Raw genomic sequence first — 22,345 nt, forward strand, 5'->3', positions numbered from 1 at the left:
TTTTCTTAGTGGCAGCCTTAAGGTGTCAAACGCAAACACTAAGGATTACACCATGAAAAAATTAATGACTACTGCTGCAATCGCTACTTTTATCTCAGGGGCTGTTGTTGCAGCAACCAGTTTTGACATCAAGTCTCAACAAACGGAAGTTGATTCGATGCTTGCGTGTCTATGGTTTCCAATCTGCAAAGAGCCTGATTATCAACAACAGCAGCAAATTGACGTAGAATCTTCCGTTGGAGAGGGGCTGGATCTGGAATCTTTGTACGCTTGCCTTTGGTTCCCAATTTGCAAAGAGCCTGATCAGCCAATTCGCAACGCGTAAGTGCTTTAATGCCATTGCATAACTCTGTAACAATTACATACCTGAAATTTCGCTGGATTCCGTTATAATCCGTCCATGCCTCGTGTAAGGACGGATTGTTTTGTCTAATCTGGAACCTCTGGTTCAATTTGGCCCCTGGTGTTATCGCGCATCAGTCGGCAAGCTCTGGTTAGCAGTTGCCAAGGAATCCACTGCCACAACACTGGAGCCCCGGCTGCAGAAGCTATTGAATTATTTTCTGCTGCATCCAAATCAGCTACTGTCCAAAAATCAACTGATAGAGGATGTGTGGCCGGCCGGCGAGGGTACCGACGGTGCGGTAATGCGGGCTGTTGGCGCCTTGCGCAAATTGTTGCAGGACAATACCCAAGCGCCGGTTTTCATTGCTACCATTCCGAAAAAAGGCTACTGCTGGTTGGCCGAGCTGGTTCCTCTTACCAGCCCAAAAGCTGTGGATGCGATTCACAAGGATAGTACGCAACCCACAAGTGCAACACCGGAACTAAACGCAGCCAGCCAATCGAATCGTCAGTTTATTGTGCTGGCAGTTGTTTCCTTGCTGCTAAGCTGCGGCATTATTGCCTATGGCTTGACGCATCTGACGCTTGGCAGCCAACAACCAGTATTTACCCGGATTGAACCCGTCAGCGCCCTGAATGGTCGCGAGCAATTACCTGTCTGGGATCCTGCAGCACAAAGCTTATTATACCAACACCAAGCCAGTGGCCAAAGTGGGTGGCAATGGGTACTGCAATCAGAGCAGCAAATGACCCCTCGGTATGCACCGAGCATGTTTGAAGTACTTGGTAAGCCGACATGGTTTGGAACGGCAATTTATTTCAATGCCATCGGGCAGCATGACTGCGGTTTGTACCGACAGACAGTTTTGCCGGAGTTTGCGACACCAGAGCGGCTTACCCATTGTGAAAAGTGGCTCAGAGCCGGATTGGTGCAGTTAAACAATCAGTTGTACTGGCTGGATAAGCTGCCAGGTCATCAGAGTCGTTTTCAGTTATGGCGCAACCAGAGTATGGTAGCTGGTTCTGAGTTTGTAGCAGAGCCGCTGTTGGATAGACCCATACCGGCATTGAGTATTCATCGATTGCTGGCGCATGAACAGGCATTGTATGTGCTGGCTCAAGTTAGCTTTAGCCAAACCCAGCTGATTCGGATTCAGCCAGAAGATGGCAGCTGGCAGGTACTACGGAATTACCCAAAGCAACTGACAGAGTTGGCTGAATTGCATGGACAACTTTGGTTAGGACAACCTCAGCAACCTTTTAAGCGTCTTAGTCCGACGGGTAAAGCAAGAGATTCGTTGGGACCTTTATCTGCCGACCTGACCGATTTAGTCTTTGCTGATCAGCAGATCCTTGCGGTTGCCGGAGCAGAACCAATCAGCGACTTGTGGTTTTTGCAGTTGGCTGGGGCTGAGCCATCCTGGCAGCGTTGGTTTGCGTCCAATCGCAGTGAGCGATTGGCAGCGCTGGCAGAGCAGCAAGTTGCTTTTGTGTCAAATCGTTCCGGCCACGGACAAGTCTGGCTTGCATGGCGTGATCAGCTTCGTCAACTGACGGATCTGGGCTCTGATCAGCAAATACAACAACTACTCTGGTACCGACAGCAATTGGTGGCGCTTATTAATAGTCAGTTGTTTCAGGTTGATCTAAGTACAGGCCAGCTGCATTCTCTTTTGCCGCAGGGTACAGCAATAAGCCGGGTTGAGGTGTGCCGCCAGCAATTGTACTGGACAGAGTTTGATCAAGCCGCTGGTTGGCGTTTGTTCCGTATGGCGGCCAATAGTGCTGAACCAATGTTAAATGATGTGTTGGATGTGCGCTGTGCTGACGAAGGCTTGCTGATTCGGCGTGATCAGTCCGCACAGCTGCAGTTATGGCATCCCAGTGGCGGCTTGACGGAGCTGACGTTGATGGGTTTCCCTCAGGATATTAGCCAGGATGGTCTTTGGTTGAGCAACGATAAAGGCATCGCCTGGTTAGAACCAGGCAGTACCACTTTACACCTGCAAAGTTGGCGGGGTGAATCGCAACAGATCGCATTACCAACAGGACAGACAGCAGTGGCCATCTACAGTGATCGTAGTGGCCAGAACTGGTTGTTGCAATTAAACCGGCAGCAAGACAGCGATATTGTCCGTTTACTGCCGGAACGTTCGCCTTAGCTTGCTGCCAGTTGGGCAAAGCTGCGATCGGCAGCCGCTATGGTAGCGGCCAGATCGGCTTCACTGTGCGCCAGCGATAAAAAGCCTGCCTCATAAGCTGAAGGAGCCAGGTACACTCCTTCGTTCAGCATCAGATGGAAGAAGCGTTTGAAAGCTTCGATATCGCACTGGGTGGCCTGTGCGAAATTGCTGATGGCTTGCACTTTGGTAAAGAACAGACCAAACATACCGCCTACCTGGGTGGTAGCAAGGGGTACACCATGCTTATCGGCTGCAGCTTTGATACCGGCGACCAGCTGGCTGGTTTTCTCCGTTAGGGCCTCATACACGCCTGGCTGACGGATGGCATTCAATGCAGCCAAACCGGCGGCCATTGCCAGCGGGTTGCCTGACAAAGTACCGGCTTGGTATACCGGGCCCGTGGGCGCAATCTGCTGCATAATAGCACGCTTGCCACCAAAGGCGCCGACTGGCATACCGCCACCGATGATTTTGCCCAAGGTGGTTAAATCCGGCTGGACGCCATAGACCGCCTGAGCACCGCCAAGTGCGACCCGGAAACCTGTCATGACCTCATCAAAAATCAACACGCTGCCGTATTGATCACAGAGTGCTCTGAGTCCTTCTAAAAACCCCGGCGCTGGCGGAATGCAGTTCATATTGCCAGCGACCGGCTCGACGATGATGCAGGCGATGTCCTGCCCACGCTCGGCAAAGATTGCTTCGAGCTGCTGCAAATTATTAAACTCAGCAGTGAGGGTGTATTTGGCAAAGTCTGCCGGCACGCCTGGCGAGTTCGGTACACCTAATGTCAGAGCGCCAGAGCCAGCTTTTACCAGCAAGGAGTCGGCATGGCCGTGGTAACAACCTTCAAATTTTAAAATGGTATCACGGCCGGTGTAACCGCGTGCCAACCGAATGGCACTCATGGTGGCTTCGGTGCCGGAGCTGACCATGCGCACCATTTCCATGCTGGGCACCAGCTTGCTAACCAGCTCAGCCATCTCAACTTCAGCCGGGCAAGGTGCACCAAAGCTTAAGCCATTCTCTGCCGCTTGTTGCACCGCCTGGCGAATGGCCGGGTAATTGTGCCCCAACAACATTGGTCCCCAGGAGCCAATGTAATCGATGTAGCGTTTGCCATCGACATCAAAAATATAAGGGCCGTCGGCTTTTTCAATAAATATTGGTGTACCACCGACACTTTTAAAAGCCCGTACCGGCGAATTGACGCCGCCGGGAATGGTGTGTTGGGCGCGTTCAAACAGTTGCTTGGATTTGTTCATGCTGGGTCCTTGGACATTAAAGCGGAGAGAAGGAAGATTTATTGCTGTACCAGGGCACATCGCACTCGTACTTGCTAACCAGGTGTTCTACCCCTAGCGTTAGGGCAAAAAGTGCCATGCGGATCACCACGCCATTATCGGCCTGACGGAAAATCGCCAGGTTCGGGTTCAGGTTCAGATCGTTATCAAGTTCATTGGCATCCTGGCGAGAGTCGCGTGGCAGTGGGTGCATAATGACGGTATTGGACTTGCAATGCCGGGTGTAAATATCCTGATTCAGTCGGAACTTACCACGATACAGGTTGGCTTCGTCGATGCTGGCAAAGCGCTCTTCCTGCACCCGGGTTTGATAGACGATATCGGCCGCCAGCTTGCCTTCAAAGCTGTCACTGAGCTCGATGCTGTGGCCGGCGTTTTCAATGGCACTAACTACTGTATCTGGCATGGCCAGCTCAGTTGGCGATATCAAGGTGAAACGGATATTTTTGTACAGACAAAGCAACTTGGCCAGTGAATGCACGGTGCGGCCAAACTTCAAGTCGCCGACCATAGCGATATGCATACCATCAATGCTCTGGCCGCTGGCGGCCAACTCTTTTTCAATGGTAAAAAGATCCAGTAAGGCCTGCGTTGGGTGCTCATTGGCACCGTCACCGCCGTTCAGCACTGGTACCCGGCTGCCTTCGGCAAACTCAGCCACTGAGCCGGACTGCGGGTGACGCATGGCAATCACATCGCTGTAGCTGCTCAGCACCCGGGCGGTATCGTACAGCGATTCGCCTTTGGCCAGTGCAGAGCTTTGCATGCCGGTGGTTTCGCGTACTTCCCCCCCCAGCAAATTAAATGCACAACCAAAGCTAACCCGGGTACGGGTACTGGGCTCAAAAAATAAATTACCTAAAATAGCCCCATCCAGCACCTTGGTACGCTTTTTTCGGCAGGCATAAGGCTCCATGCTGCGGGCTACCTGAAACACCTGCTGAATACGATCGCGATCAAACTGACTGACGGAAAGAATATGCTGGCCTTTGAAGCTCATATGCTGCTGCCTGTGATTTGATGGTTTGACGGGTGACTGCCGCAATACGGGCTTGCCGGGCAGTCTGCTGCTGGCTGCTGATTATACGTCATAGAGTAGGTGAAAGGCGAATGCAGTTAGGTGATGTTTCGCTTTGTCGGTTTGAATTTTCCAGGGTTTACCCATAGTATAAATTGTGATTTGTTTTTTATTTCAATCAGTAAAGGTTAGACTGACTCAACATTCAAAGGATACTCATGCGCTCAACCACAGAACCGCCGCCAAGCAGCTCATCCCTCAGTAGCCTGCAACGCTTAGTCTGGCGTGCGGTCCTGTATGGGCTGCTGTGGGCACTATTAAGCAGTGGCGAGGGCTGGTGGTTTTTTCTGATGTTGTTGCCGCTGTTGCTCTGGTTATCTGAGCGCTGGTCTGTGCCTTTGCTTCGACTACGTTGGCGCTACCTGCCTGGTTTTACCGGCTATTTCCTGGTAGAAATGTGGCGGGGGGGCTTTGATGTCGCCTGGCGTGCGCTGCAGCCTGTCCCTGCCATTGCTCCGAATTGGCAGCGTTATTCCATTCGCCTGCAGCAAGCCAGTGCGCAGCGTGTCCTGGCCTGCCTGATTAGTTTATTGCCTGGCACTACCGTCTGCCGTAGTCGTTTATCCGATCAATCCGGCGATGATGCGGCTTGGTTGGAGCTGCACCTGTTAACGGACAGCAGTGACTGGCAGCAGGGGGTCGCCAGGCTAGAGCAGCGCTTAAGTCAGCTATTGGCTGAGGAGAGCCCCTTATGTTGATGGGAATGGCCGCCGCTATTTTACTCACGGTATTGCTGGGTTTATGGCGGGTCTGGCGTGGACCGGATTTGGTCAATCGTTTGTTGGCTATTCAATTACTGGGCAGTGGTGGCGTGGCTATCTTGTTGCTGTTATCTCAGGCACTGGCCCAGCCAGCCTTGCTGGAGGTCGCTTTGATCATTGCGTTGCTGGCTGCCGTGGTGCCTGCTGCTTTTGTCCAGCGATTAAAGCAGGAGCAGCGCAAATGATGGTTTGGGCGGCTGTGCTTTTATTGGTGCTGGGGCTGGTGTTTTTTTTGGCAGGCAGTTTGGGATTGCTGCGCTTTCCGGATGTCTTTAGCCGACTGCATGCGGTGACCAAGGCCGATACCCTTGGCCTTGGTTTTATTGTGCTGGGACTGGCGCTGCTGGAGCCGAATTGGCAGCGTTTTCTATTCATGTTGCTGATCTGGGGGCTGGTCATGTTATCCGGTACCATTTCCTGTCAGTTGCTTGGACAATATGGCCGTGACCAGCAGGCTGACCATGAGGAGCCAGCAGAATGAGCGGTGACTTTTGGTTTGATGCTTTGCTGGGGCTGTTGCTGTTGCTGTTAGCGCTGGCGACGATACTAGCTCGCCAGTTGGCGGCAGCGGTGATGCTCTATGTGGTGTTCGGCCTGATGTTGGCCCTGGCCTGGGCTCGGCTGGGAGCAGCCGATTTGGCGCTGGCAGAAGCAGCCATAGGGGCAGGGCTGACCGGTGCCTTGCTGTTTTCAGCGTTAGCACGACAACCCAAATCGTTAGCGCCGGCACAAGGAGCAGGCCGGGTGGAGCGCTTGCCGGCCTTGCTGCTTTGTAGTGCGATCAGTGCCGTGCTTGGTTGGACACTCTGGCAGCTGCCGCTGCAGCCACAACACAGCCAGCTGCCAGCAGCGCTGGAGCAACTGGGCAGCAGTGGTACCGAGCATTTGGTGACGGCTGTGCTGCTGAACTTCCGTGCCTGGGACACCTTGCTCGAATTGCTGGTATTGTTACTGGCTTTACTCGGAACTCGCTTAGTCGCAGCGCCTGAGCCTGCGGCGTTGCAACACTGGCCATTGGCCAGGCAATGGAGCAAACGCTTATTGCCCCTGTTGGTGCTGGTGGCGTTTTTTGTGCTGTGGCGCGGGGCTACAGCGCCAGGTGGGGCATTCCAGGCCGGAGCCTTGCTGGCAGCTGCGCTGGTGGTGTTGCGGCTTAATGGGCAGCTACCGGCACTTCGTTTCGATTTCTGGTGGGTGCGGGCATTGATTCTGGCTGGGGTACTGGCTTTTTTGCTGGCCGGGTTACTTAGTCTGTGGCTGAACTGGCAGCCAGAGCAGGCTGCGCAATGGTTGCGTTGGCCACTGCCGCTGGCCAAAGGGCTGATCCTGTTAATTGAGCTCAGTGCCACCCTGGCAATAGGCCTGACCCTAACTTTGTTGGTGGTGGGTGAACGCAAGGAGCTAGGTGCATGAGCCTGGTGCATTGGTATCTGTTGATTGCCGCTGGCCTCTGGGGCATTGGTTGCTACGGCCTGATCCGGGGCCCTGAGTTGTTACGACGTATTATTGCGCTGAATCTGATGGGCGCTGCCGTTTTTTTGGTGATGGTGACGCTTGCTGCCCGCACTGATCCGGCTGATGGCGTCTTGCATGCTCTGGTACTAACTGGCCTGGTAGTGGCGGTGAGTGCCACTGCCTTTGCACTGGCCCTGGTCGCCCGAACCTTGTCGGAGTCGGCATGAACTTCGCTCTGGCGGCTGTGTTACTGCCTCTGCTGGCGGCTGTATTGGCTTTGTGCTGGCGCCGTCAGGCCGCCAGGCTGGTTTGGCTTAGTACCTTGTTCAGCCTGCTGCTGGCGTTGGCGGCTTTGTGGCAGGTGGTGACCTTTGGACCAGCCAGTATGCAGTTGGGCGGCTGGCAGACTGGCCTTGCTATTCGCTGGCAATTGAATGAGCTCTCGGCTTTATTGCTGTTGATGACCGCTTTGATCCATAGTCTGGTCGCCAGCTACAGTTTAAGTCAATGGCGTGATGCTGGCTTGTCGGCTGATTTCTGGCCCTTATCTGCGTTATTGCAATCGGCTTTATCGTCGTTGTTTTTGTCGGTTGATCTGTTCAATTGGTACGTCACTCTGGAGCTGCTGGGGCTGGCAGCCGTGGCTTTGGTGCTACTGAGCGGTAAAAAAGCCTTGCAGGCAGCCATGCGCTATCTGTTGCTGTCATTGGCTGCGTCTCTTTGCTATTTGTTGGGAGTCGCTTTGCTCTATGGCCATTATGGTTGGCTGGATGTACCCCAACTGGCCGTGGCTATCAGCGAAGAACCGGTCGATCACCGGTTGGCACTCTGGTTGATCACGGCGGGCCTGATGCTCAAAGCGGCGCTTTGGCCATTGCATGTCTGGTTACCCGCCGCCCATGCAGCGGCGCCGGCTCCGGTTAGTGCTTTGTTGTCGGCGCTGGTGGTAAAAGGGCCTCTCTTTATGCTCTACATGATCTGGAGCCAGTTGGCAGGACCTGAGCTCGCGGTAACCGGCAGCTGGTTGTTTTTGCTCACTGGCAGTATGGCGCTAGTGGTGGGTGGCTGGTCGGCATTACGGACCCCTTACGCCAAAGTGATGGTGGCTTATTCGACCGTGGCGCAGCTGGGCTATGGCTTGCTGGCACTTGGCCTGATGTTGCATTTGACTGATCCGGCTTTTACCCAGGCACTCTTTATCTTTGTGCTGGCGCATGCGCTGGCTAAAACCTCCACCTTTCTGGCCGTTGGTGAAATGCAGCTGCGGTTAGGTGGCAAGCGACTTAGTACCTTTCGCGGTGCTAGCCAGACCATGCCACTGGCCATGTTTGCCGTGGCGGTAGCTGGCGGCAGTTTAATTGGCCTGCCCCCGAGTGGTGGTTTTGTAGCTAAATGGCAATTGCTGTTGCCACTGTGGCAGCACAGTCAGCTGTGGTGGTTGTTGCCGGTGATCCTGGCCGGTACCTTACTTTCTGCTGCGTACATCTTTCGTCTGGTGGTACTGGCTTTTAATCGGGCTAAACCCGTGCGTCCTGACTTTGCCCCGGCCTTGTTGCCACAGTGGTTGGCGTTGCTGCCTGCCTTGCTGGTCTGGATGCTGGCTTTTGCCAGTGGGTCGCTATTGAGCTGGCTGGGAGGCTGAGATGGACTGGAATAGCTGGTTGCCGGTGTTCATTGTCCTCAGTTCTTTGCTGCCAGGTCTGTTGATTTTTAGCCTGGCAGAGCATCGGTTTGCATTGCGTACGACGCTGAACCTTGGTGGCGTTCTGGTGAAGCTGCTGCTGGTGGCCTGGATGTGGCAGGGGGTGAAGGCCGGCGAGGATTATTATTTCGAGTTGCCTTTTTTACCCGGTGGCTCTTTTATTCTGCATGGCGATGCGCTATCACTGCAGTTTGTCTTGTTGTCCTCGGTGCTTTGGTTGGTCACGACCTTGTATGCCATTGGTTACCTGGAAGGCTCACCGCTGCGTTCGCGTTTCTTTGGTTACTTTAGTTTGTGTGTCAGTGCTACCGTGGGGTTGGCGTTGTCGGGCAACCTGATCAGTTTCGTGCTGTTTTACGAGCTACTGACGCTGGCCACCTTCCCGCTGGTGGTGCATCGCGGTACGGTCGAGTCCTTGCGGGCTGGCAGGCGCTATTTGGCATATACCATCAGTGGTGGCGTGGTGCTGATGCTAGGTGCTGCATTATTGCATAGTCTGACCGGCAGTCCGGTTTTTATGCCGGGTGGTTACTTAAGTCCTTTGCTGGCAGAGCACAGTGGCCTGCTGATGCTGGCCTTTGTGTTGCTGATTACCGGGTTAGGGGTCAAAGCGGCCTTGCTGCCACTGCATGGCTGGTTGCCTGAGGCCATGGTCGCACCTGCACCGGTCAGTGCTTTGTTGCATGCGGTGGCGGTAGTAAAGGCCGGTGCTTTTGGTATCGTCCGGGTGGTATACGACGTATTTGGCGTGGATGTGATGCAGCAGCTGGATCTGACCTGGCCTCTGGTGATGCTGGCATCTGCCACCATCTTGTATGGCTCCTGGCGTGCTTTGCAGCAACAGGATCTGAAGCGTCGACTGGCTTACTCAACCGTTAGTCAGGTCTCTTATGTCACGCTGGGTGTCGCCATGTTGGGGCCGGTGGCGGCAGTCGGTGGCTTGGTGCACCTGGTGCATCAGGGGGTGATGAAAATCACCCTGTTTTTCTGCGCCGGTAATTTTGCCGAAACCCTGGGTATTCATAAAATCCGTGAACTGAACGGGGTAGGGCGGCGCATGCCGCTTAGCAGTATCGCTTTTACGCTGGGTGCCTGCGGCATGATAGGGCTACCTGCCACGGCTGGCATGATCAGCAAATGGTATCTGGCCAGCGGTGCGCTGGATGCTGGCTATCCATTGGTCTTGCTGGTGCTGCTGACATCCAGTGCACTCAATGCCATGTATTTTTTGCCTGTGATCTATCGGATCTGGTGTCTGCCTGCCGGCGATTGGCCAGCGCCAAAGCAGCTGTCCCGGCGCTTTGAAACCCATTGGATGTTGCTGCTGCCGCCGGTGATTACCGCTGTGTTGATTGTGTTGATGGGGCTGCTGGCTGGGACGGATCTCAGCCCACTGAGCTGGAGCAAATTGATTGTTGAGCGGGAGTTTAGCTATGACTGAGCTGCAGACACTGCTGTGGCCGGGAGCCGACTTTGCGGTGCCAGAGGGGCCGGTTGCGCTCTGGTTTGGCTTTACCCTGCTGCTATGGCTTTGTGCCGGCTTGTACAGTTTCAGTACTATCAATCAGCGTAAAGTTCTGTACTGGAGTAGCTTTAGTCTGGCAATGGTGGGCAACCTGCTGCTGTTGCTGGCGCAGGATGTGCTGGGCTTTTATTTGGGCTTCGCCCTGATGAGCTTGTCTGCCTATGGTTTGGTCATTCACAGTGGCAAAGGCGCGGCCAGGCGAGCCGGGCGTTTGTATTTGCAATTGGCTATCTTTGGTGAACTGCTGCTGTTTGCTGCCTTGCTGCTGCGGGTAGATGCGGCCGATGGCGCTCTGGCGATCAGCGATTTACAGGCCGCAGCCCTTACCCCCCTGACCCTGTCACTATTGTTGCTGGGCTTTGGTTTAAAAGCGGGGTTCTTCCCACTGCATATCTGGCTACCGCAGGCACATCCGGCCGCACCGGCTCCGGCCAGCGCTGTGTTATCCGGTGCGATGATCAAAGCTGGATTGTTTGGTTTGTGGCAGTTTATTCCGGCTGGCGATGGGCTCTTGTTGCTATGGCTGCCCTGGTTGCTGGTGTTGTGCTTTAGCTCGGCTTTTTTCGGGGCTTTGTTGGCATTGTTGCATCGCAAAACCAAGGTGGTGTTGGCGTACTCCTCGGTCAGTCAGATGGGCTATCTGTTGCTGGCCCTGGTATTGTATTGGAGTAGCCCGGCCGATTACCAAGCTCAGGCCGCCTGGCTGCTGGTTTGGTATGCCTGCCATCATGCCTTGTTAAAATCGGCATTATTCCTCGCTGCCGGCACAGCCAGTAGCTACCGGTTGCAAAGCTGGCACTGGCTGGCCTTGCTGTGGCCATTAGTGAGCCTGACCGCTTTGCCACTGAGCTCAGGCGCTGCGGTAAAATACGGATTGAAGCAGGAACTCGGGCAGGGCATTTTTGCCAACTGGTCGCTGTTGCCAGGCTTACTGACGATAGGGGCGCTTAGCACTGCTTTACTGGCCTGGCACTTGTTGGCGTTGTTGCGCGAGCAGCACCAGCCTACGAAGCCAAAGCTGCCATCGACAGCTAGCTTTAGCTGGCTGGTGTTGGTGCTTGCTTCACTCAGTATGCCTTGGTGGCTGACCCAGCTGCAGCCACTGTGGTGGCAGGCACTGCAACCCGCCGGCATACTGGCTGCAGGCTGGCCCGTGCTGTTGGCTGCTGGTTTGTACTGGTGGTGGCAACATGGCGGACGGCCACTACCCGCTAGCTGGCAGGACCCGGTAAGCCCGGCGCTGGGCTGGTCCTTGTGGCTAAAATCCTGCTATCAGACGCAAAGCAGTCGCCAACAGGCCTGGCCGCCGCCTCAGTGGCGTAAACAAGAACGCCGGGCCAATCGTTGGTTGACCCAGCAGGCGTTATTACCACTTGCCAGCAGCACCTTATTGGCTGTGATTCTGCTGTTGTGGCTATTGAGTTAACTGTCTCGCTAAGCAAAATGCTTTGGTTTAAGGCTTTAGTACCGCCAGTAAAATAGTCGCGAATAGGATTAGCACCGGTAGCTCATTAAACCAGCGGTAAAAACGGCCGCTGCGGGTATTTTTATCGGCTTTAAAATCGGCCAGCAATTTAAAGCAATAGCCATGGTAACCATAAAGTAAGGCGACCAACAGCAGCTTGTAATGCAACCAACCGCTGGCTTTAAACCAATCCATGCCGTAGGCCTGGATTAGCAAGAGGCCAAACACCAGCGTCAGGATGGCAAAAGGAGTTACAAAGAACAGTAAGCGGCGCTCCATAATTTTTAGCTGTGCCTGCACTTCCGGCTGTTTACTTTCCGCATGATAGACAAACAGCCGTGGTAAATAGAAGATGCCGGCAAACCAGGCCACCATAAAAATCAGATGCAATGCTTTGTAAATTAGTAGTAATGTCATAGTAAGTTATTCTGTTTGACCAATAGACCCTGGACCTGATCCCAACGCACCAGGCCTACAGGCTCTGGTTGTTGCCGGGTATCGTCGATAACGCAAACTGCCCCTTCACGACTGGCTTCCAGCAACTGATGAACCTCAGCCATAGTGGCTTGTTGGCTAACCTGCGGGACCGGCAGATAATGAATAGCATCCTGACCAGTGAGCGACAAACTGACATCGTAACTGGCCAGTTGATACTGTGGTCCATCATCGCTGTTGGTTTTGAGAAGCAGCAGCTCATCGGCTGCTAAGCGGTCCAGCTGTTGGCGAATGGTTGTTTCATCGGCCTCCATCAGCAGATGATAGCGGTGATCAAGCTGAGCCAAGACCCCCACTTTTTGCAGCAGATCAGCTGCAGGCGATACCTTGTACGGTAGTTGCAGGAAATCCAACTGCATTAGAAACAGTGATTTTGTCTTGCAAAACTGCACCCCAGTGACATAGGCAGTAGCGATAACCAGCATGGCTGGTAAGATAATATCCGGGTTCGAAGCCAGCTCCATCACAGCCACCAAAGCTGCCAGTGGCGCATGCAGGCAGGCTGCCATCAGCCCGGCCATACCCAGCACCGCATAGGTACCGGCATGATCACTGTGACCATGTAATAGGCCGGGGAACAGGGCCAGCAGGGTACCAAACACAATACCAATGCCAAAAATAGGGCCAACCACACCACCTGGCACACCCAGACCGAGGGCAAAAATGGTCAGAATCATCTTACCGATAAATAGCGCCAGCAAGAGTTGCACATCGGTTGGTGCTTCCACAGCATATTGGATGGCGCCGGTTTCAGCACCCATGGCTTGAGGGATCAGCATGCCAACAGCGGCCGTGATCGCCGCTGCCAGCAGTAAGCGCACTGGCAAGGGCCAGTTTTTAAACCAGCGAATAATGCGCATCATATTGGTGTTAAAAACAAAAGCGACCATGCCTATTAAGACGCCACACAAAATCAAATAGGGGAAATGCCAGCCGGGCAAGGTACTGATTTGTAAAATAGCCAGCTCGCGCTCCATGCCAAATACCAGCCGGGTCACCAAGGCCCCGACTACAGCGGACAGCATCACCGGAATAAAGATATGGATACGGTACTCACGAAGTACCACTTCCATCACAAAGATCACTGCCGCCAGTGGGGTGTTAAAAGAAGCCGCAATGCCCGCGGCAATACCACAACCTACTAGCGTACGGATGCTGTTAAAAGGCAATTTAAGTTTCTTGCCGACATAGCTGGCACCATAGGCGCCAAGATGAACAGAAGGGCCTTCACGTCCGACAGAGAAACCGCTGGCCAATGCCGCCACGCCGCCAAAAAACTGATTGAAGGTGTTGCGAAATGGCATAAGTCCATACATGGTTTTCATGCGGTGGATCACAAAAGGTATCCCAAGTCGGTAGTGCTTGTAGCCGGTGAGCAGTGCAATCAGGCCAACGCAAAAAGCGCCGGCAAAAGGCAGCAACCAGCGAATTTCCTGAGGAGCTGTGGAGAAATCATCGAACTTATCCAGGTAAAAGCTTTGCAAGGCAATGATGGACAGCCGAAACAGAATAATCAGGATGGCTGCCAGCAAACCACCCAGTGCGCCGAGTAGACACAGTTGCAGTGAGGTTTGTGGAAAAGCCAATTGTTTGCGCAGGCTCGGCAGCGATTGTTGCAGCAACTGCCAGCCTTTAGACCAGTATTTCATGGCTCACCGCTAAAGATGTTAAGTTCCTACAGTGTAACAGACTGGTGTTAAAGCATAAATTTTTTCCTATTGGGCATAGGTCGGACAATACTTGAATAAAATAGTCAGGTATTGGATAATCCACCACAGAATGTAACCCTCGGAGTATGTATGTCAGAGATTCAGGTCCCACTGGAATTTACCGATGCTGCTGCAAATAAAGTATTGGCACTGGTGACCGAAGAGGAAAACCCGGCACTGAAACTGCGTGTTTACATCACTGGTGGTGGCTGCTCAGGCTTTCAGTATGGTTTTACCTTCGATGAAAAAGTTAATGAAGGTGATTTTGTATTGGAAAAGCAAGGCGTGAGTATGGTGGTGGATCCGATGAGCTTGCAGTACCTGATGGGTGGTACCGTGGATTATACCGAAGGCCTGCAAGGCAGTCGATTTGTCGTAAGTAACCCCAATGCCACCACGACCTGTGGTTGCGGTTCTTCGTTCTCTGTTTAAAACGCACACCGACAACATAAGCAGCGGTAACAGGTTTTGATTTACCGCTGTGTCAGCCAGATAATTCCAGCCAGCAAAGCCCCGATCGCCAGATTAAAAATTCCGATATAAATGAAACCTTTCTTGCCTTGTTGCAAGCTTAGCCCCTGACTTTGAAGAAACCAAAACCAGGCAGCAAACATCAGCAAGGGCAGCAAAAAAATCAACCGGATCATAGTGTCTCTACCCTTTGTAAGTTAAGTTGCTGTCATTATAGAAGAAAATCTTGCTGCTGACGAACTCGATCACATAGGATCTTTGGTTAATCGCAGTGGATTCCCTTTTTATGGTACATAATTCATTCCACTCCGACCTGTCAATAGGCAGTACGTTTTTTAACGCTTGTAACTGTACGCTTGTCGCATCCTATGTTTTAATGGAGGGGTTTTCATAGTGGGCTGGCTTGCCAGTGCTATGAAGGTGGGCAAATAAATGTTAATTCAATAATAAAAGCGTATTAAACGCTGGGAGTACATCATAAATGAAAGGTGGTAAAAGCGTTATCTCTGAAGAGAATAAACGGCTTTGTGTGTGGCTGAAGCGTCAGCGTCAGGAAAAAGGCCATACCATGCGTAGTTTATCTGAGCTGTTGGGTACACCCCATTCCTTTATTGGTAAGGTAGAGAATCAAGAGCGCCGGCTGGATGTAGTGGAGTTTATTCGCTACTGTCAGGCACTGGAAGTGGATCCGGCTGAAGGTTTGAAGCAAGCTCTGAATTAACAGGACGTTTGATGCTGAGAAGGGATACCAAACAGGTATCCCTTTTTATTCGGCTCTACTTAAGGAATGCATTCTTAGACGGAACTCTCGGCCTGTTTTTCTGTAGCAGCCATTTGTTGCCTAAATCGCTTGCCAATCCATAGTAGCAGACACAGTGATGGAATGACCATCAGTGCCGTGATGGTGAAAAACAAAGCCCAGTTACCATCGAGAAAATCGACCAGCTCGCCACTGAAAGATGCCAGCGTGGTGCGGCCAAGGTTACCCAAAGACGCCAGCAAGGCATATTGAGTTGCAGAAAAAGCCCGGCCAGTCAGGAAGGTTAGAAAGGAAACAAAAGCCACGGTTGAAAACGCACTGGTAAAATTATCAACCAAAATGGTGGCTAGAAATAAGTTAGTATTGGGGCCAACCACGGCAATCCAGGCGAACATCAGATTGCTGGCAGCCATGGCAACGCCACCAATAAACAAGCCACGTAAAATACCAAAGCGAATATTTATGGCACTGCCAATCAGGGTAAATATCACCATAGCAACCCAGCCAATCAGTTTGGAATATTCAGCGATTTGCTCATTGCTAAAGCCAACTTCACGATAAAACGGGATCGACATCCGTCCCAAAAAAGCTTCCCCAATTTTAAATAAGAACACAAAGAATAAAATGGCCAGTGCCAGGCTCCAGCCATTGCGTCTGAAAAACTCGGCAAAAGGCTCAATCACGGTAACACTGAGCCAGACCAGATAGCCTCGAACTCTACCTGTTCCAAGGTGTTGCTGATAGCGCAGACTGGCATCTCGTTGCAATTGCTCGCGCTCCTTGCCTGGCTCGCGAATGTACAAGGTTGCCAGCATCAGCAACAGCTGAACGCCAGCCATACCAAGATACACGGCAGGCCAGCCAAAGGTGTCGGCATTAAAAAATGCCAGCGCACCAGGTAAGGAATAGCCAGTCCACCAACCGATGACGGCCATGGCGGCGGCAGGTGGCAGCCTGAGCTTCTCACCGGCAATGATATCGATACGGTAAGCATCAATAGCCACATCCTGGGTAGCAGAAGCAACGGCAATGGACAATGCCAGCAAGGATGTCCAGAGCAGGCTATAGCCAGGGTTGGTAAAGGCTATGGTCAGGGTAGCTACCAGGATCAGACTTTGCATTAATAGGATCCAACTACGCCGCTGGCCCAGCCAACGGTGAAGCAGCGGTAATCGCACCCGATCCAGCAAAGGAGCCCAGAGAAAATTCAGTGCATAGACAATAAAGATAGAACCGAAATAACCAATGGCTGCCCGTGATAAACCGGCATCCTGCAACCAGCCACTCATATTGGAGCCAATTAACACCCAGGGAAAGCCGGAGGCACAGCCCATCAGAAAAATATACAGCAGGCGAATATCGGAGTAGCTGTCGATGGCTTGTCGCCAGCTTTGTACTTTACTTTCGGCTTTAAATAGCATTGGGAATTCTCAAAACTGCGTGGCTCAGACCATAACAAAGCCGGAAGGTTTCGGAAATAGTTGGAGGTAAATATTCTACCTTGGACTACGTTTAGGGGCGAATACCAACACAATCCAGCGGCACACTGCCTTTTCCACGCAAGTAACTCAAACAGCTTTGGATATTGTGTTGCAGCACCGGATCATTTTTGAGTTGCTGCTCTGGCCAAAATTCCAATTGGTGCAGCAGATGCCAAAATACTTGCTCTTGTTGGTTCTGAGGAGTCTTTAGTTGGATACCAAATTGCGCCCACTCTTCCAGAGTATCCCAGATAAAGAGATGCAATTCGCGGTGAGGTAGCCTGCCACGAAAATAGCGGGAGGCATAGTAAATTAACTGCCGCGTTTTAAGCTCAATAAATTGTTCCAGCATACACCGACCTCTGTACTTGTGATGCCAGCAAAATGTGTTGCTGTTGCTGCAAGTATAGCTGGTCAGTGTCATGTTGCCGGAAAAATTAGCGTTGGATGCTTCTAGCCTTCAGGAACCAAGGTCACGCGATGTAGCACAATTGGTTCTACCGGTACATCCGGCCAGCCGGTAATTTTATGCTGGGCTGTTTCCCATTCATTCACTTGTTGCAAGATATCCATACCCTCCATCACCCGGCCAAAGACCGTGTAGCCCCAACGGGCACCAGGGTTCAGGCTTTCGTTGTCAGATAAATTGAAATAGAACTGACTGGTGGCACTGTGCGGGTTGCTGGTGCGAGCCATGGCAATGGTGCCAATTTCGTTGCGCAGGCCATTGCCTGATTCATTAAAGATGGCATCGAGCGTGGTTATGGGCTCAAAATCCTTTTTATAGCCACCGCCCTGCAGCACAAAGTCACTGATTAGTCGGTGGAAAACTGTCTCATTGTAGCGCTGGGTTTTGACATAACTTAGAAAGTTATTCACGGTGATAGGTGCGCGACTCCGATCCAGCTCCACCGTAATGTCACCCAGTGAGGTGTGCAATATAACCTTTGGAAATAAATTATCCGCTTGCAGGGTTTCCCCAGCCATCACGGCCTGGCTGAGCCACAGTAAAACAACGGATGCTAGGGTGAGGACGAACTTCATGCATGTCTCCTTAAATACTTCTGCCAATGCTGATCACTCAAAATATCGTGCAGCACCCGCTCAGTCAGTTGGTTGAGCTCTCGCTCCACCGAAGCGGGGTCTACTTTAAAAGGGGCTGTGTAGCTGCTGTTGCCAGCAAAGCGCTTGCGATATTGTCCAGCAGGTGAACTGATGGTGACCTCAATCACTACTTCAGAATGTACTTCGTGATCCAATGGATGCTGCTTTGCTCTCGCGATTAACGTCTGAACATTGAACTGTAACTTGGTGCTGGCAGAAGGATCAAGCCGGGCGCCGGCTTGCTGGAATCGTTGCTGCAATTTAGTTTGCAGCTTGCTGCGCCAATCAGGCTTATTTTGCAAGTTGATCAATTGATCGCCTGTTTGAATGCTTAGCATGACCGGCTTGGTTCGTTTGTCCTGTAGCTGCCATTGGAAACGCGCGCTATTCAGTTGTAACTGTGGCTCGGTGGTCACACTTGGGTTTACAAATAAAGGTCGATGCGGGCTGGCACAGCCAGATAGCAGCAACACTGTTAGCAGACACAGCAGGGGCAACTTCATTGTTTTCGCTCCGATTCCAGAATGACAAATTTTTGCTGACTGGCTAAACAGCGTACCCCACCAAAAAGACGAGTGAGCTCCTGCGCATAAGGCAAATGCCGGTTTGCAACGATACGTAAATTTCCACCGGGTTTTAATACCCGCCAGGCATCGCGAAACATTTGCCGGGCCAAGTGCGTGGTAATAGTATCCTGTTGGTGAAAGGGGGGATTGCACAGTACCCAATCAACACTGCTAGTCGTCAGCTTGCTCAGACCATCGTCCTGCAAAAAAGTGCAATGTGCAAGGCGCTCGGGCAGGCTGAGTTGCACGCTCTGCCGGGCGGAGGCAATCGCCATGGCAGATTCGTCACTAAAAATTACACTAAGTTCTGAGTTGGCTGCCAGTGCACAGAGGCCAAGTACGCCATTACCGCAGCCTAAATCCACTAGCGTTTCTCCGGTTTTGGTGGTGGGGAGATGCTGCAGAAAGAAGCGGGCACCGATATCGAGCTTTTCTCCACTGAAGACATTAGCATGGTTAACCAGTTGCAAGTGGCTATCTGGCAATGGCCAGATCTTTGGCCATGCAGGTGGCTGCTTATGTGTCCTTGACTCCGGCTGACAGTGCAGGTAGCGGCATTTGCGAAGGGTCAAGGATGCCGTGGTTGGCCCGATACACTGGCTGAACAGTTGCAGCAGGTTTTTATGAGTATCACGGGCTCTGGCCGCAACAATCAGTTGTTGGCTGTGTGCAATAAGCGGTGCTAACTGCTGCAGCTGATAGCCAAGGAAACCATGATCCCTAGGTACCCTTAGCAGTACCAAAGCAACGGAATCCGGCAGTGGTTGCAGGCTATCAATAAAGGTCAACTGGCATGCTGGCAGTTGGTTCAGCTGCAGATTAGCTTGGCAAGCCAGCTGGCTGACATAGGAGTCACTGCAATGAACAATCGCCAACTCTGGGTAGCGAGCGATCAGAGTACAGCTTAAAGCGCCAAACTGATCATTGAGCAGCAATACTGGCAAAGCACTTCGTTCAGCCGCCGACAGTGCATCCAGTTGCCGGAAGGCCTCGGTCAGTAATAACTCATCGACTGCATCCCAGGCTTGAAGATTGACAAAGTCGGTCCCGGCTGGCCAGCGCTTTAATTGCAGATGGATCTCTGCCAACGTAAAATGCGTATTCATGCGAATGCTACATATAAAACAGGGCGGCCATTTTGACACGTGCAGCTAAGCAGCTCAAGCCAGAGTGCTGGCAACTGCCAGATGCTAACTTACTCCTGTGGCGGGGATGGTTGCCTGAAGCGGAAGCCGCTTCGTCATACCAGCAGTTGGTGCAGCAGTTAGCATGGCAGCAGCCAAGCATACGCTTGTTTGGCCGTGAACATCCGATCCCAAGACAGCAGGTTTGGATGGGGGATGCCAATGCCCATTATCGATACTCGGGCACCTTGTTTGCGCCAGAGCCCTGGCATCCTTTGGTCAGTCGTTGGTGCCAGCTGTTATCACAGCAACTTGAGAAACCCTTCAATTCGGTGTTAGTGAACTGGTACCGCTCTGGCCAGGAGCATATGGGCTGGCATGCCGATAATGAGCCAGAGCTAGGCACGGAGCCTTGCATCGCCTCACTGAGCTTAGGCCAGGCCAGACGCTTTGATTTAAAACATCGCCAACAACCATGGCAGTTGCAGTTAGAGCTGGGGCAGGGGGATTTATTGCTAATGACTGGCAGCACTCAGCAATACTGGGTACACAGGGTGCCCAAACAAAGCCGCTTGACGGCCGGACGGCTCAATCTGACGTTTCGTTATATCGTGCCCATTGTTTAGACCAATTTATTTTTTCACGGGCCACCAGCCGGTTAGCTGTCAACAAAAAGCTTGACAGCAAAAAGACACTGGCAAGTCCGGTGGACTTAACTAGAGTAAAACAGAGGGACCAAAAAAGGATGAAGTCTATGTTAATCCACACGCGTATTGAGCAGAAATTACTGGATGCATTTGATCCTGTGGTGTTGGAAGTAACCAATGAAAGCCACATGCACAATGTACCAGCTGGATCGGAGTCCCACTTTAAAGTGGTGATTGTAACGCCACAGTTTGATGGATTGCGTTTATTGCAGCGCCACAGAGCGGTCAATGCCATTGTAGCGGAAGAGTTAGCGCAGGATATTCATGCCCTGGCGTTACACACTTACACCCCAGGTGAATGGTACGAGTACTATGCTGAAAAGCCCCCGGCCTCTCCTAAATGCTTGGGGGGTGAAAAAAAAGTACCCGTTTAATCAACTAGCCGCATCCTGGCTGCATCGCTATAGCGTGAGCAGATCCCGCTCGGGAAATAGCGATAGCGGCTAGGCTTTTCTTCTCAGCTGGTGGCTAGCTTGCTAAAATCCTCTGATCCGACCAGCTTTGTCTGCTAAAGTCTTACACTAGTCGCAATTTCCTTACTGAAGAACAGGACTGAATGATGGTAATTCAACCAAAAATCCGTGGTTTTATCTGTACCAATGCCCATCCAACCGGCTGTGCTGCCCATGTAAAGCAACAAATCGACTATGTACAACAGCGTGGCGCTATCGCCAATGGCCCTAAAAATGTGCTGGTGATCGGAGCGTCAACTGGCTATGGCCTGGCTTCGCGGATTGCTGCAGCTTTTGGCTCGGGTGCCAAAACTCTGGGGATTTTCTTTGAAAAAGAGCCGACGGCCAGTAAAACCGCCTCGGCAGGCTGGTACAACACCGCTGCTTTTGAACAGGAAGCCAGTAAAGCCGGCCTGTGGTGCAAGCACCTCAATGGCGATGCCTTTACTGATGAGCTAAAAGCGAAGACCATCGAGGTGATTCAACAAGAGATGGGCAAAATTGATTTGGTGGTCTACAGCCTGGCGGCGCCTCGACGCAAAGATCCGGTCTCTGGCGAAATCTACAGTTCAGTGCTCAAGCCTATTGGTAAGGCTTACACCGAGAAAAACTTAAACACCAGTAAGCGGGTGATCGAAGAAGTCAGCGTAGAGCCGGCCAATGACGAGGAAATTTTCAATACCGTTAAGGTAATGGGTGGCGAAGATTGGGAACGCTGGTTGGATCAACTGAATGCAGCCGATGTATTGGCCGATAACTGTCAGACAGTCGCTTATACCTACATTGGTAAAGAATTGACCTGGCCAATTTATGGCAAAGCAACCATTGGTAAAGCCAAAGAAGATCTGGATAGAGCGGCGGCGGCGCTGACTGCTAAACTGGTTGATAAAAAAGGCAAAGCTTATGTTGCTTCTTTAAAAGCGGTGGTGACTCAGGCCAGCTCTGCAATCCCTATAATGCCACTTTATATCTCGCTGCTGTACCGGGTAATGAAAGCTGAAGGAAGCCACGAAGGCTGCATTGAGCAGATCGATGGTTTGTTCCGTCAGGGACTGTATGCAGCTGCGCCTGTGTTGGATGAAGGCGGCCGTTTACGTCAGGATGCTAAAGAGCTGGCCGATCACGTGCAGGCTGAAGTGAAAGCGTTGTGGCAGCAGGTGGAAACCGACAACATTGATACGCTGACCGATTATGCTGGCTACCATCAGGATTTCCTGCAGCTATTTGGTTTTGGAGTGGCCGGTGTGGATTACGAGGCGGATGTCAGCCCTGAAGTACCTTTGCTGCAGTTGCTGGATTAACCCCTTGAACGAGCCACCTGCGGGTGGCTTTTTTACAGCCGGATTGACCTCAGAGTAATGTGAGTACTACCAAAGTTGGCATAGTCTCTACTGGCAACAGCAAGTAAAATAGCATAATTTGCTGAAAAATTGCGCAAATTAGCTAGACTAAAATGCAACCGGTGCGACTGTGATAAATTTTCATGATCGCATGGATAGCGGCCGCGTTTGATGGTAAAATCCGCGCCTTTAATACGTGTATCCGACTTTGGAACCACAGATCATCTGAAAGTTCCACGCCGATCGGGTGCGCTGCGAGGTCAGCAGCTGAAAAACTGAACCTGTTTCTTCCCAAACTAGTAGTGCAAGTACGTATGA

The 22,345-nt window shown here is 52.1% G+C and carries 25 protein-coding genes; 15 read left to right on the forward strand and 10 right to left on the reverse strand.

Going from position 1 to position 22,345, the window contains the following annotated elements:
* Positions 1–52 precede the first annotated feature (52 nt).
* Positions 53–325: a hypothetical protein gene (locus tag JJU14_RS11140; protein ID WP_228613551.1), complete on the forward strand. Its 273-nt coding sequence runs from the start codon at positions 53–55 to the stop codon at positions 323–325.
* Positions 326–425: 100 nt separating this feature from the next.
* Positions 426–2,507, forward strand: a complete 2,082-nt coding sequence (locus tag JJU14_RS11145; protein WP_228613553.1) for a winged helix-turn-helix domain-containing protein — start codon at positions 426–428, stop codon at positions 2,505–2,507.
* Here the strand turns inward: JJU14_RS11145 and hemL are convergent.
* Positions 2,504–3,793, reverse strand: coding sequence for a glutamate-1-semialdehyde 2,1-aminomutase (gene hemL / locus JJU14_RS11150; RefSeq protein ID WP_228613555.1), 1,290 nt, complete (start codon positions 3,791–3,793; stop codon positions 2,504–2,506). The genes JJU14_RS11145 and hemL overlap by 4 nt on opposite strands.
* Positions 3,794–3,809: 16 nt before the next feature.
* Positions 3,810–4,832 (reverse strand): aspartate carbamoyltransferase, encoded by a 1,023-nt coding sequence (locus JJU14_RS11155; RefSeq protein ID WP_228613557.1) that lies wholly within the window; start codon positions 4,830–4,832, stop codon positions 3,810–3,812.
* Positions 4,833–5,068: 236 nt separating this feature from the next.
* On the opposite strand from JJU14_RS11155, the gene JJU14_RS11160 reads away from it, so the two are divergent.
* Genes JJU14_RS11160 through JJU14_RS11195 form a run of 8 tightly spaced genes read left to right on the forward strand, consistent with a single transcriptional unit; the run spans position 5,069 to position 11,779 of the window.
* A complete protein-coding gene (locus JJU14_RS11160; protein ID WP_228613559.1) occupies positions 5,069–5,608 on the forward strand; it encodes a Na+/H+ antiporter subunit E in 540 nt (179 codons plus the stop codon).
* Positions 5,602–5,856 carry a monovalent cation/H+ antiporter complex subunit F gene (locus JJU14_RS11165; RefSeq protein WP_228613561.1) on the forward strand — a complete coding sequence of 85 codons (255 nt, stop codon included), beginning with the start codon at positions 5,602–5,604 and terminating at the stop codon, positions 5,854–5,856. Before JJU14_RS11160 ends, JJU14_RS11165 begins: the two co-directional genes overlap by 7 nt.
* Positions 5,853–6,152 (forward strand): monovalent cation/H(+) antiporter subunit G, encoded by a 300-nt coding sequence (gene mnhG, locus JJU14_RS11170; protein ID WP_228613563.1) that lies wholly within the window; start codon positions 5,853–5,855, stop codon positions 6,150–6,152. The genes JJU14_RS11165 and mnhG overlap by 4 nt, the downstream gene beginning before the upstream one ends.
* Positions 6,149–7,084, forward strand: coding sequence for a hydrogenase subunit MbhD domain-containing protein (locus JJU14_RS11175; RefSeq protein ID WP_228613565.1), 936 nt, complete (start codon positions 6,149–6,151; stop codon positions 7,082–7,084). Before mnhG ends, JJU14_RS11175 begins: the two co-directional genes overlap by 4 nt.
* Positions 7,081–7,353 (forward strand): NADH-quinone oxidoreductase subunit K, encoded by a 273-nt coding sequence (locus JJU14_RS11180; protein WP_228613567.1) that lies wholly within the window; start codon positions 7,081–7,083, stop codon positions 7,351–7,353. Before JJU14_RS11175 ends, JJU14_RS11180 begins: the two co-directional genes overlap by 4 nt.
* Positions 7,350–8,768 (forward strand): proton-conducting transporter membrane subunit, encoded by a 1,419-nt coding sequence (locus JJU14_RS11185; RefSeq protein WP_228613569.1) that lies wholly within the window; start codon positions 7,350–7,352, stop codon positions 8,766–8,768. The genes JJU14_RS11180 and JJU14_RS11185 overlap by 4 nt, the downstream gene beginning before the upstream one ends.
* Position 8,769: 1 nt before the next feature.
* Positions 8,770–10,269 carry a proton-conducting transporter membrane subunit gene (locus tag JJU14_RS11190; RefSeq protein ID WP_228613571.1) on the forward strand — a complete coding sequence of 500 codons (1,500 nt, stop codon included), beginning with the start codon at positions 8,770–8,772 and terminating at the stop codon, positions 10,267–10,269.
* Positions 10,262–11,779 carry a proton-conducting transporter membrane subunit gene (locus tag JJU14_RS11195; protein ID WP_228613573.1) on the forward strand — a complete coding sequence of 506 codons (1,518 nt, stop codon included), beginning with the start codon at positions 10,262–10,264 and terminating at the stop codon, positions 11,777–11,779. Before JJU14_RS11190 ends, JJU14_RS11195 begins: the two co-directional genes overlap by 8 nt.
* A gap of 27 nt (positions 11,780–11,806) precedes the next feature.
* Here the strand turns inward: JJU14_RS11195 and JJU14_RS11200 are convergent, their stop codons facing one another.
* Both JJU14_RS11200 and JJU14_RS11205 read right to left on the reverse strand, forming a co-directional pair.
* On the reverse strand, positions 11,807–12,235 hold the full coding sequence (locus tag JJU14_RS11200; RefSeq protein WP_228613575.1) for a CopD family protein: 429 nt from the start codon (positions 12,233–12,235) through the stop codon (positions 11,807–11,809).
* Positions 12,232–13,962 carry a chloride channel protein gene (locus tag JJU14_RS11205; protein WP_228613577.1) on the reverse strand — a complete coding sequence of 577 codons (1,731 nt, stop codon included), beginning with the start codon at positions 13,960–13,962 and terminating at the stop codon, positions 12,232–12,234. The genes JJU14_RS11200 and JJU14_RS11205 overlap by 4 nt, the downstream gene beginning before the upstream one ends.
* 150 nt (positions 13,963–14,112) lie before the next feature.
* Between JJU14_RS11205 and erpA the strand changes: the two genes are divergently transcribed.
* Positions 14,113–14,454 carry an iron-sulfur cluster insertion protein ErpA gene (gene erpA, locus JJU14_RS11210; RefSeq protein WP_091338111.1) on the forward strand — a complete coding sequence of 114 codons (342 nt, stop codon included), beginning with the start codon at positions 14,113–14,115 and terminating at the stop codon, positions 14,452–14,454.
* A gap of 41 nt (positions 14,455–14,495) precedes the next feature.
* Here the strand turns inward: erpA and JJU14_RS11215 are convergent, their stop codons facing one another.
* Entirely contained in the window at positions 14,496–14,669 is a 174-nt protein-coding gene (locus JJU14_RS11215; RefSeq protein ID WP_171907506.1) for a hypothetical protein, read from the reverse strand.
* 305 nt (positions 14,670–14,974) lie between these two features.
* Between JJU14_RS11215 and JJU14_RS11220 the strand changes: the two genes are divergently transcribed.
* Positions 14,975–15,214 (forward strand): helix-turn-helix transcriptional regulator, encoded by a 240-nt coding sequence (locus JJU14_RS11220; protein WP_228613579.1) that lies wholly within the window; start codon positions 14,975–14,977, stop codon positions 15,212–15,214.
* Between the two features lie 74 nt (positions 15,215–15,288).
* Here the strand turns inward: JJU14_RS11220 and JJU14_RS11225 are convergent, their stop codons facing one another.
* The 5 genes from JJU14_RS11225 to JJU14_RS11245 all read right to left on the reverse strand — a co-directional run bounded on the left by JJU14_RS11225 (position 15,289) and on the right by JJU14_RS11245 (position 19,510).
* Positions 15,289–16,674 carry an MFS transporter gene (locus tag JJU14_RS11225; RefSeq protein ID WP_228613581.1) on the reverse strand — a complete coding sequence of 462 codons (1,386 nt, stop codon included), beginning with the start codon at positions 16,672–16,674 and terminating at the stop codon, positions 15,289–15,291.
* Between the two features lie 91 nt (positions 16,675–16,765).
* On the reverse strand, positions 16,766–17,086 hold the full coding sequence (locus tag JJU14_RS11230) for a hypothetical protein (RefSeq protein ID WP_228613583.1): 321 nt from the start codon (positions 17,084–17,086) through the stop codon (positions 16,766–16,768).
* A 101-nt stretch (positions 17,087–17,187) separates the two neighbouring features.
* Positions 17,188–17,778, reverse strand: coding sequence for a peptidylprolyl isomerase (locus JJU14_RS11235; protein ID WP_228613585.1), 591 nt, complete (start codon positions 17,776–17,778; stop codon positions 17,188–17,190).
* Positions 17,775–18,341: a YajG family lipoprotein gene (locus JJU14_RS11240; protein WP_228613587.1), complete on the reverse strand. Its 567-nt coding sequence runs from the start codon at positions 18,339–18,341 to the stop codon at positions 17,775–17,777. The genes JJU14_RS11235 and JJU14_RS11240 overlap by 4 nt, the downstream gene beginning before the upstream one ends.
* Positions 18,338–19,510, reverse strand: a complete 1,173-nt coding sequence (locus JJU14_RS11245; protein ID WP_228613589.1) for a methyltransferase — start codon at positions 19,508–19,510, stop codon at positions 18,338–18,340. The genes JJU14_RS11240 and JJU14_RS11245 overlap by 4 nt, the downstream gene beginning before the upstream one ends.
* Positions 19,511–19,542: 32 nt before the next feature.
* On the opposite strand from JJU14_RS11245, the gene JJU14_RS11250 reads away from it, so the two are divergent.
* The 3 genes from JJU14_RS11250 (at position 19,543) to fabV (ending at position 21,988) form a co-directional block, all read left to right on the forward strand.
* Complete coding sequence (locus JJU14_RS11250) at positions 19,543–20,154, forward strand: alpha-ketoglutarate-dependent dioxygenase AlkB (RefSeq protein ID WP_228613591.1); 612 nt, start codon at positions 19,543–19,545, stop codon at positions 20,152–20,154.
* Positions 20,155–20,282: 128 nt separating this feature from the next.
* Positions 20,283–20,609: a BolA/IbaG family iron-sulfur metabolism protein gene (locus tag JJU14_RS11255; RefSeq protein ID WP_091338091.1), complete on the forward strand. Its 327-nt coding sequence runs from the start codon at positions 20,283–20,285 to the stop codon at positions 20,607–20,609.
* Between the two features lie 185 nt (positions 20,610–20,794).
* Positions 20,795–21,988 carry an enoyl-ACP reductase FabV gene (gene fabV, locus JJU14_RS11260; RefSeq protein WP_228613593.1) on the forward strand — a complete coding sequence of 398 codons (1,194 nt, stop codon included), beginning with the start codon at positions 20,795–20,797 and terminating at the stop codon, positions 21,986–21,988.
* Positions 21,989–22,345 lie beyond the last annotated feature (357 nt).

The organism is Alkalimonas sp., assembly GCF_020831925.1.
Lineage (GTDB): Bacteria > Pseudomonadota > Gammaproteobacteria > Enterobacterales > Alteromonadaceae > Alkalimonas.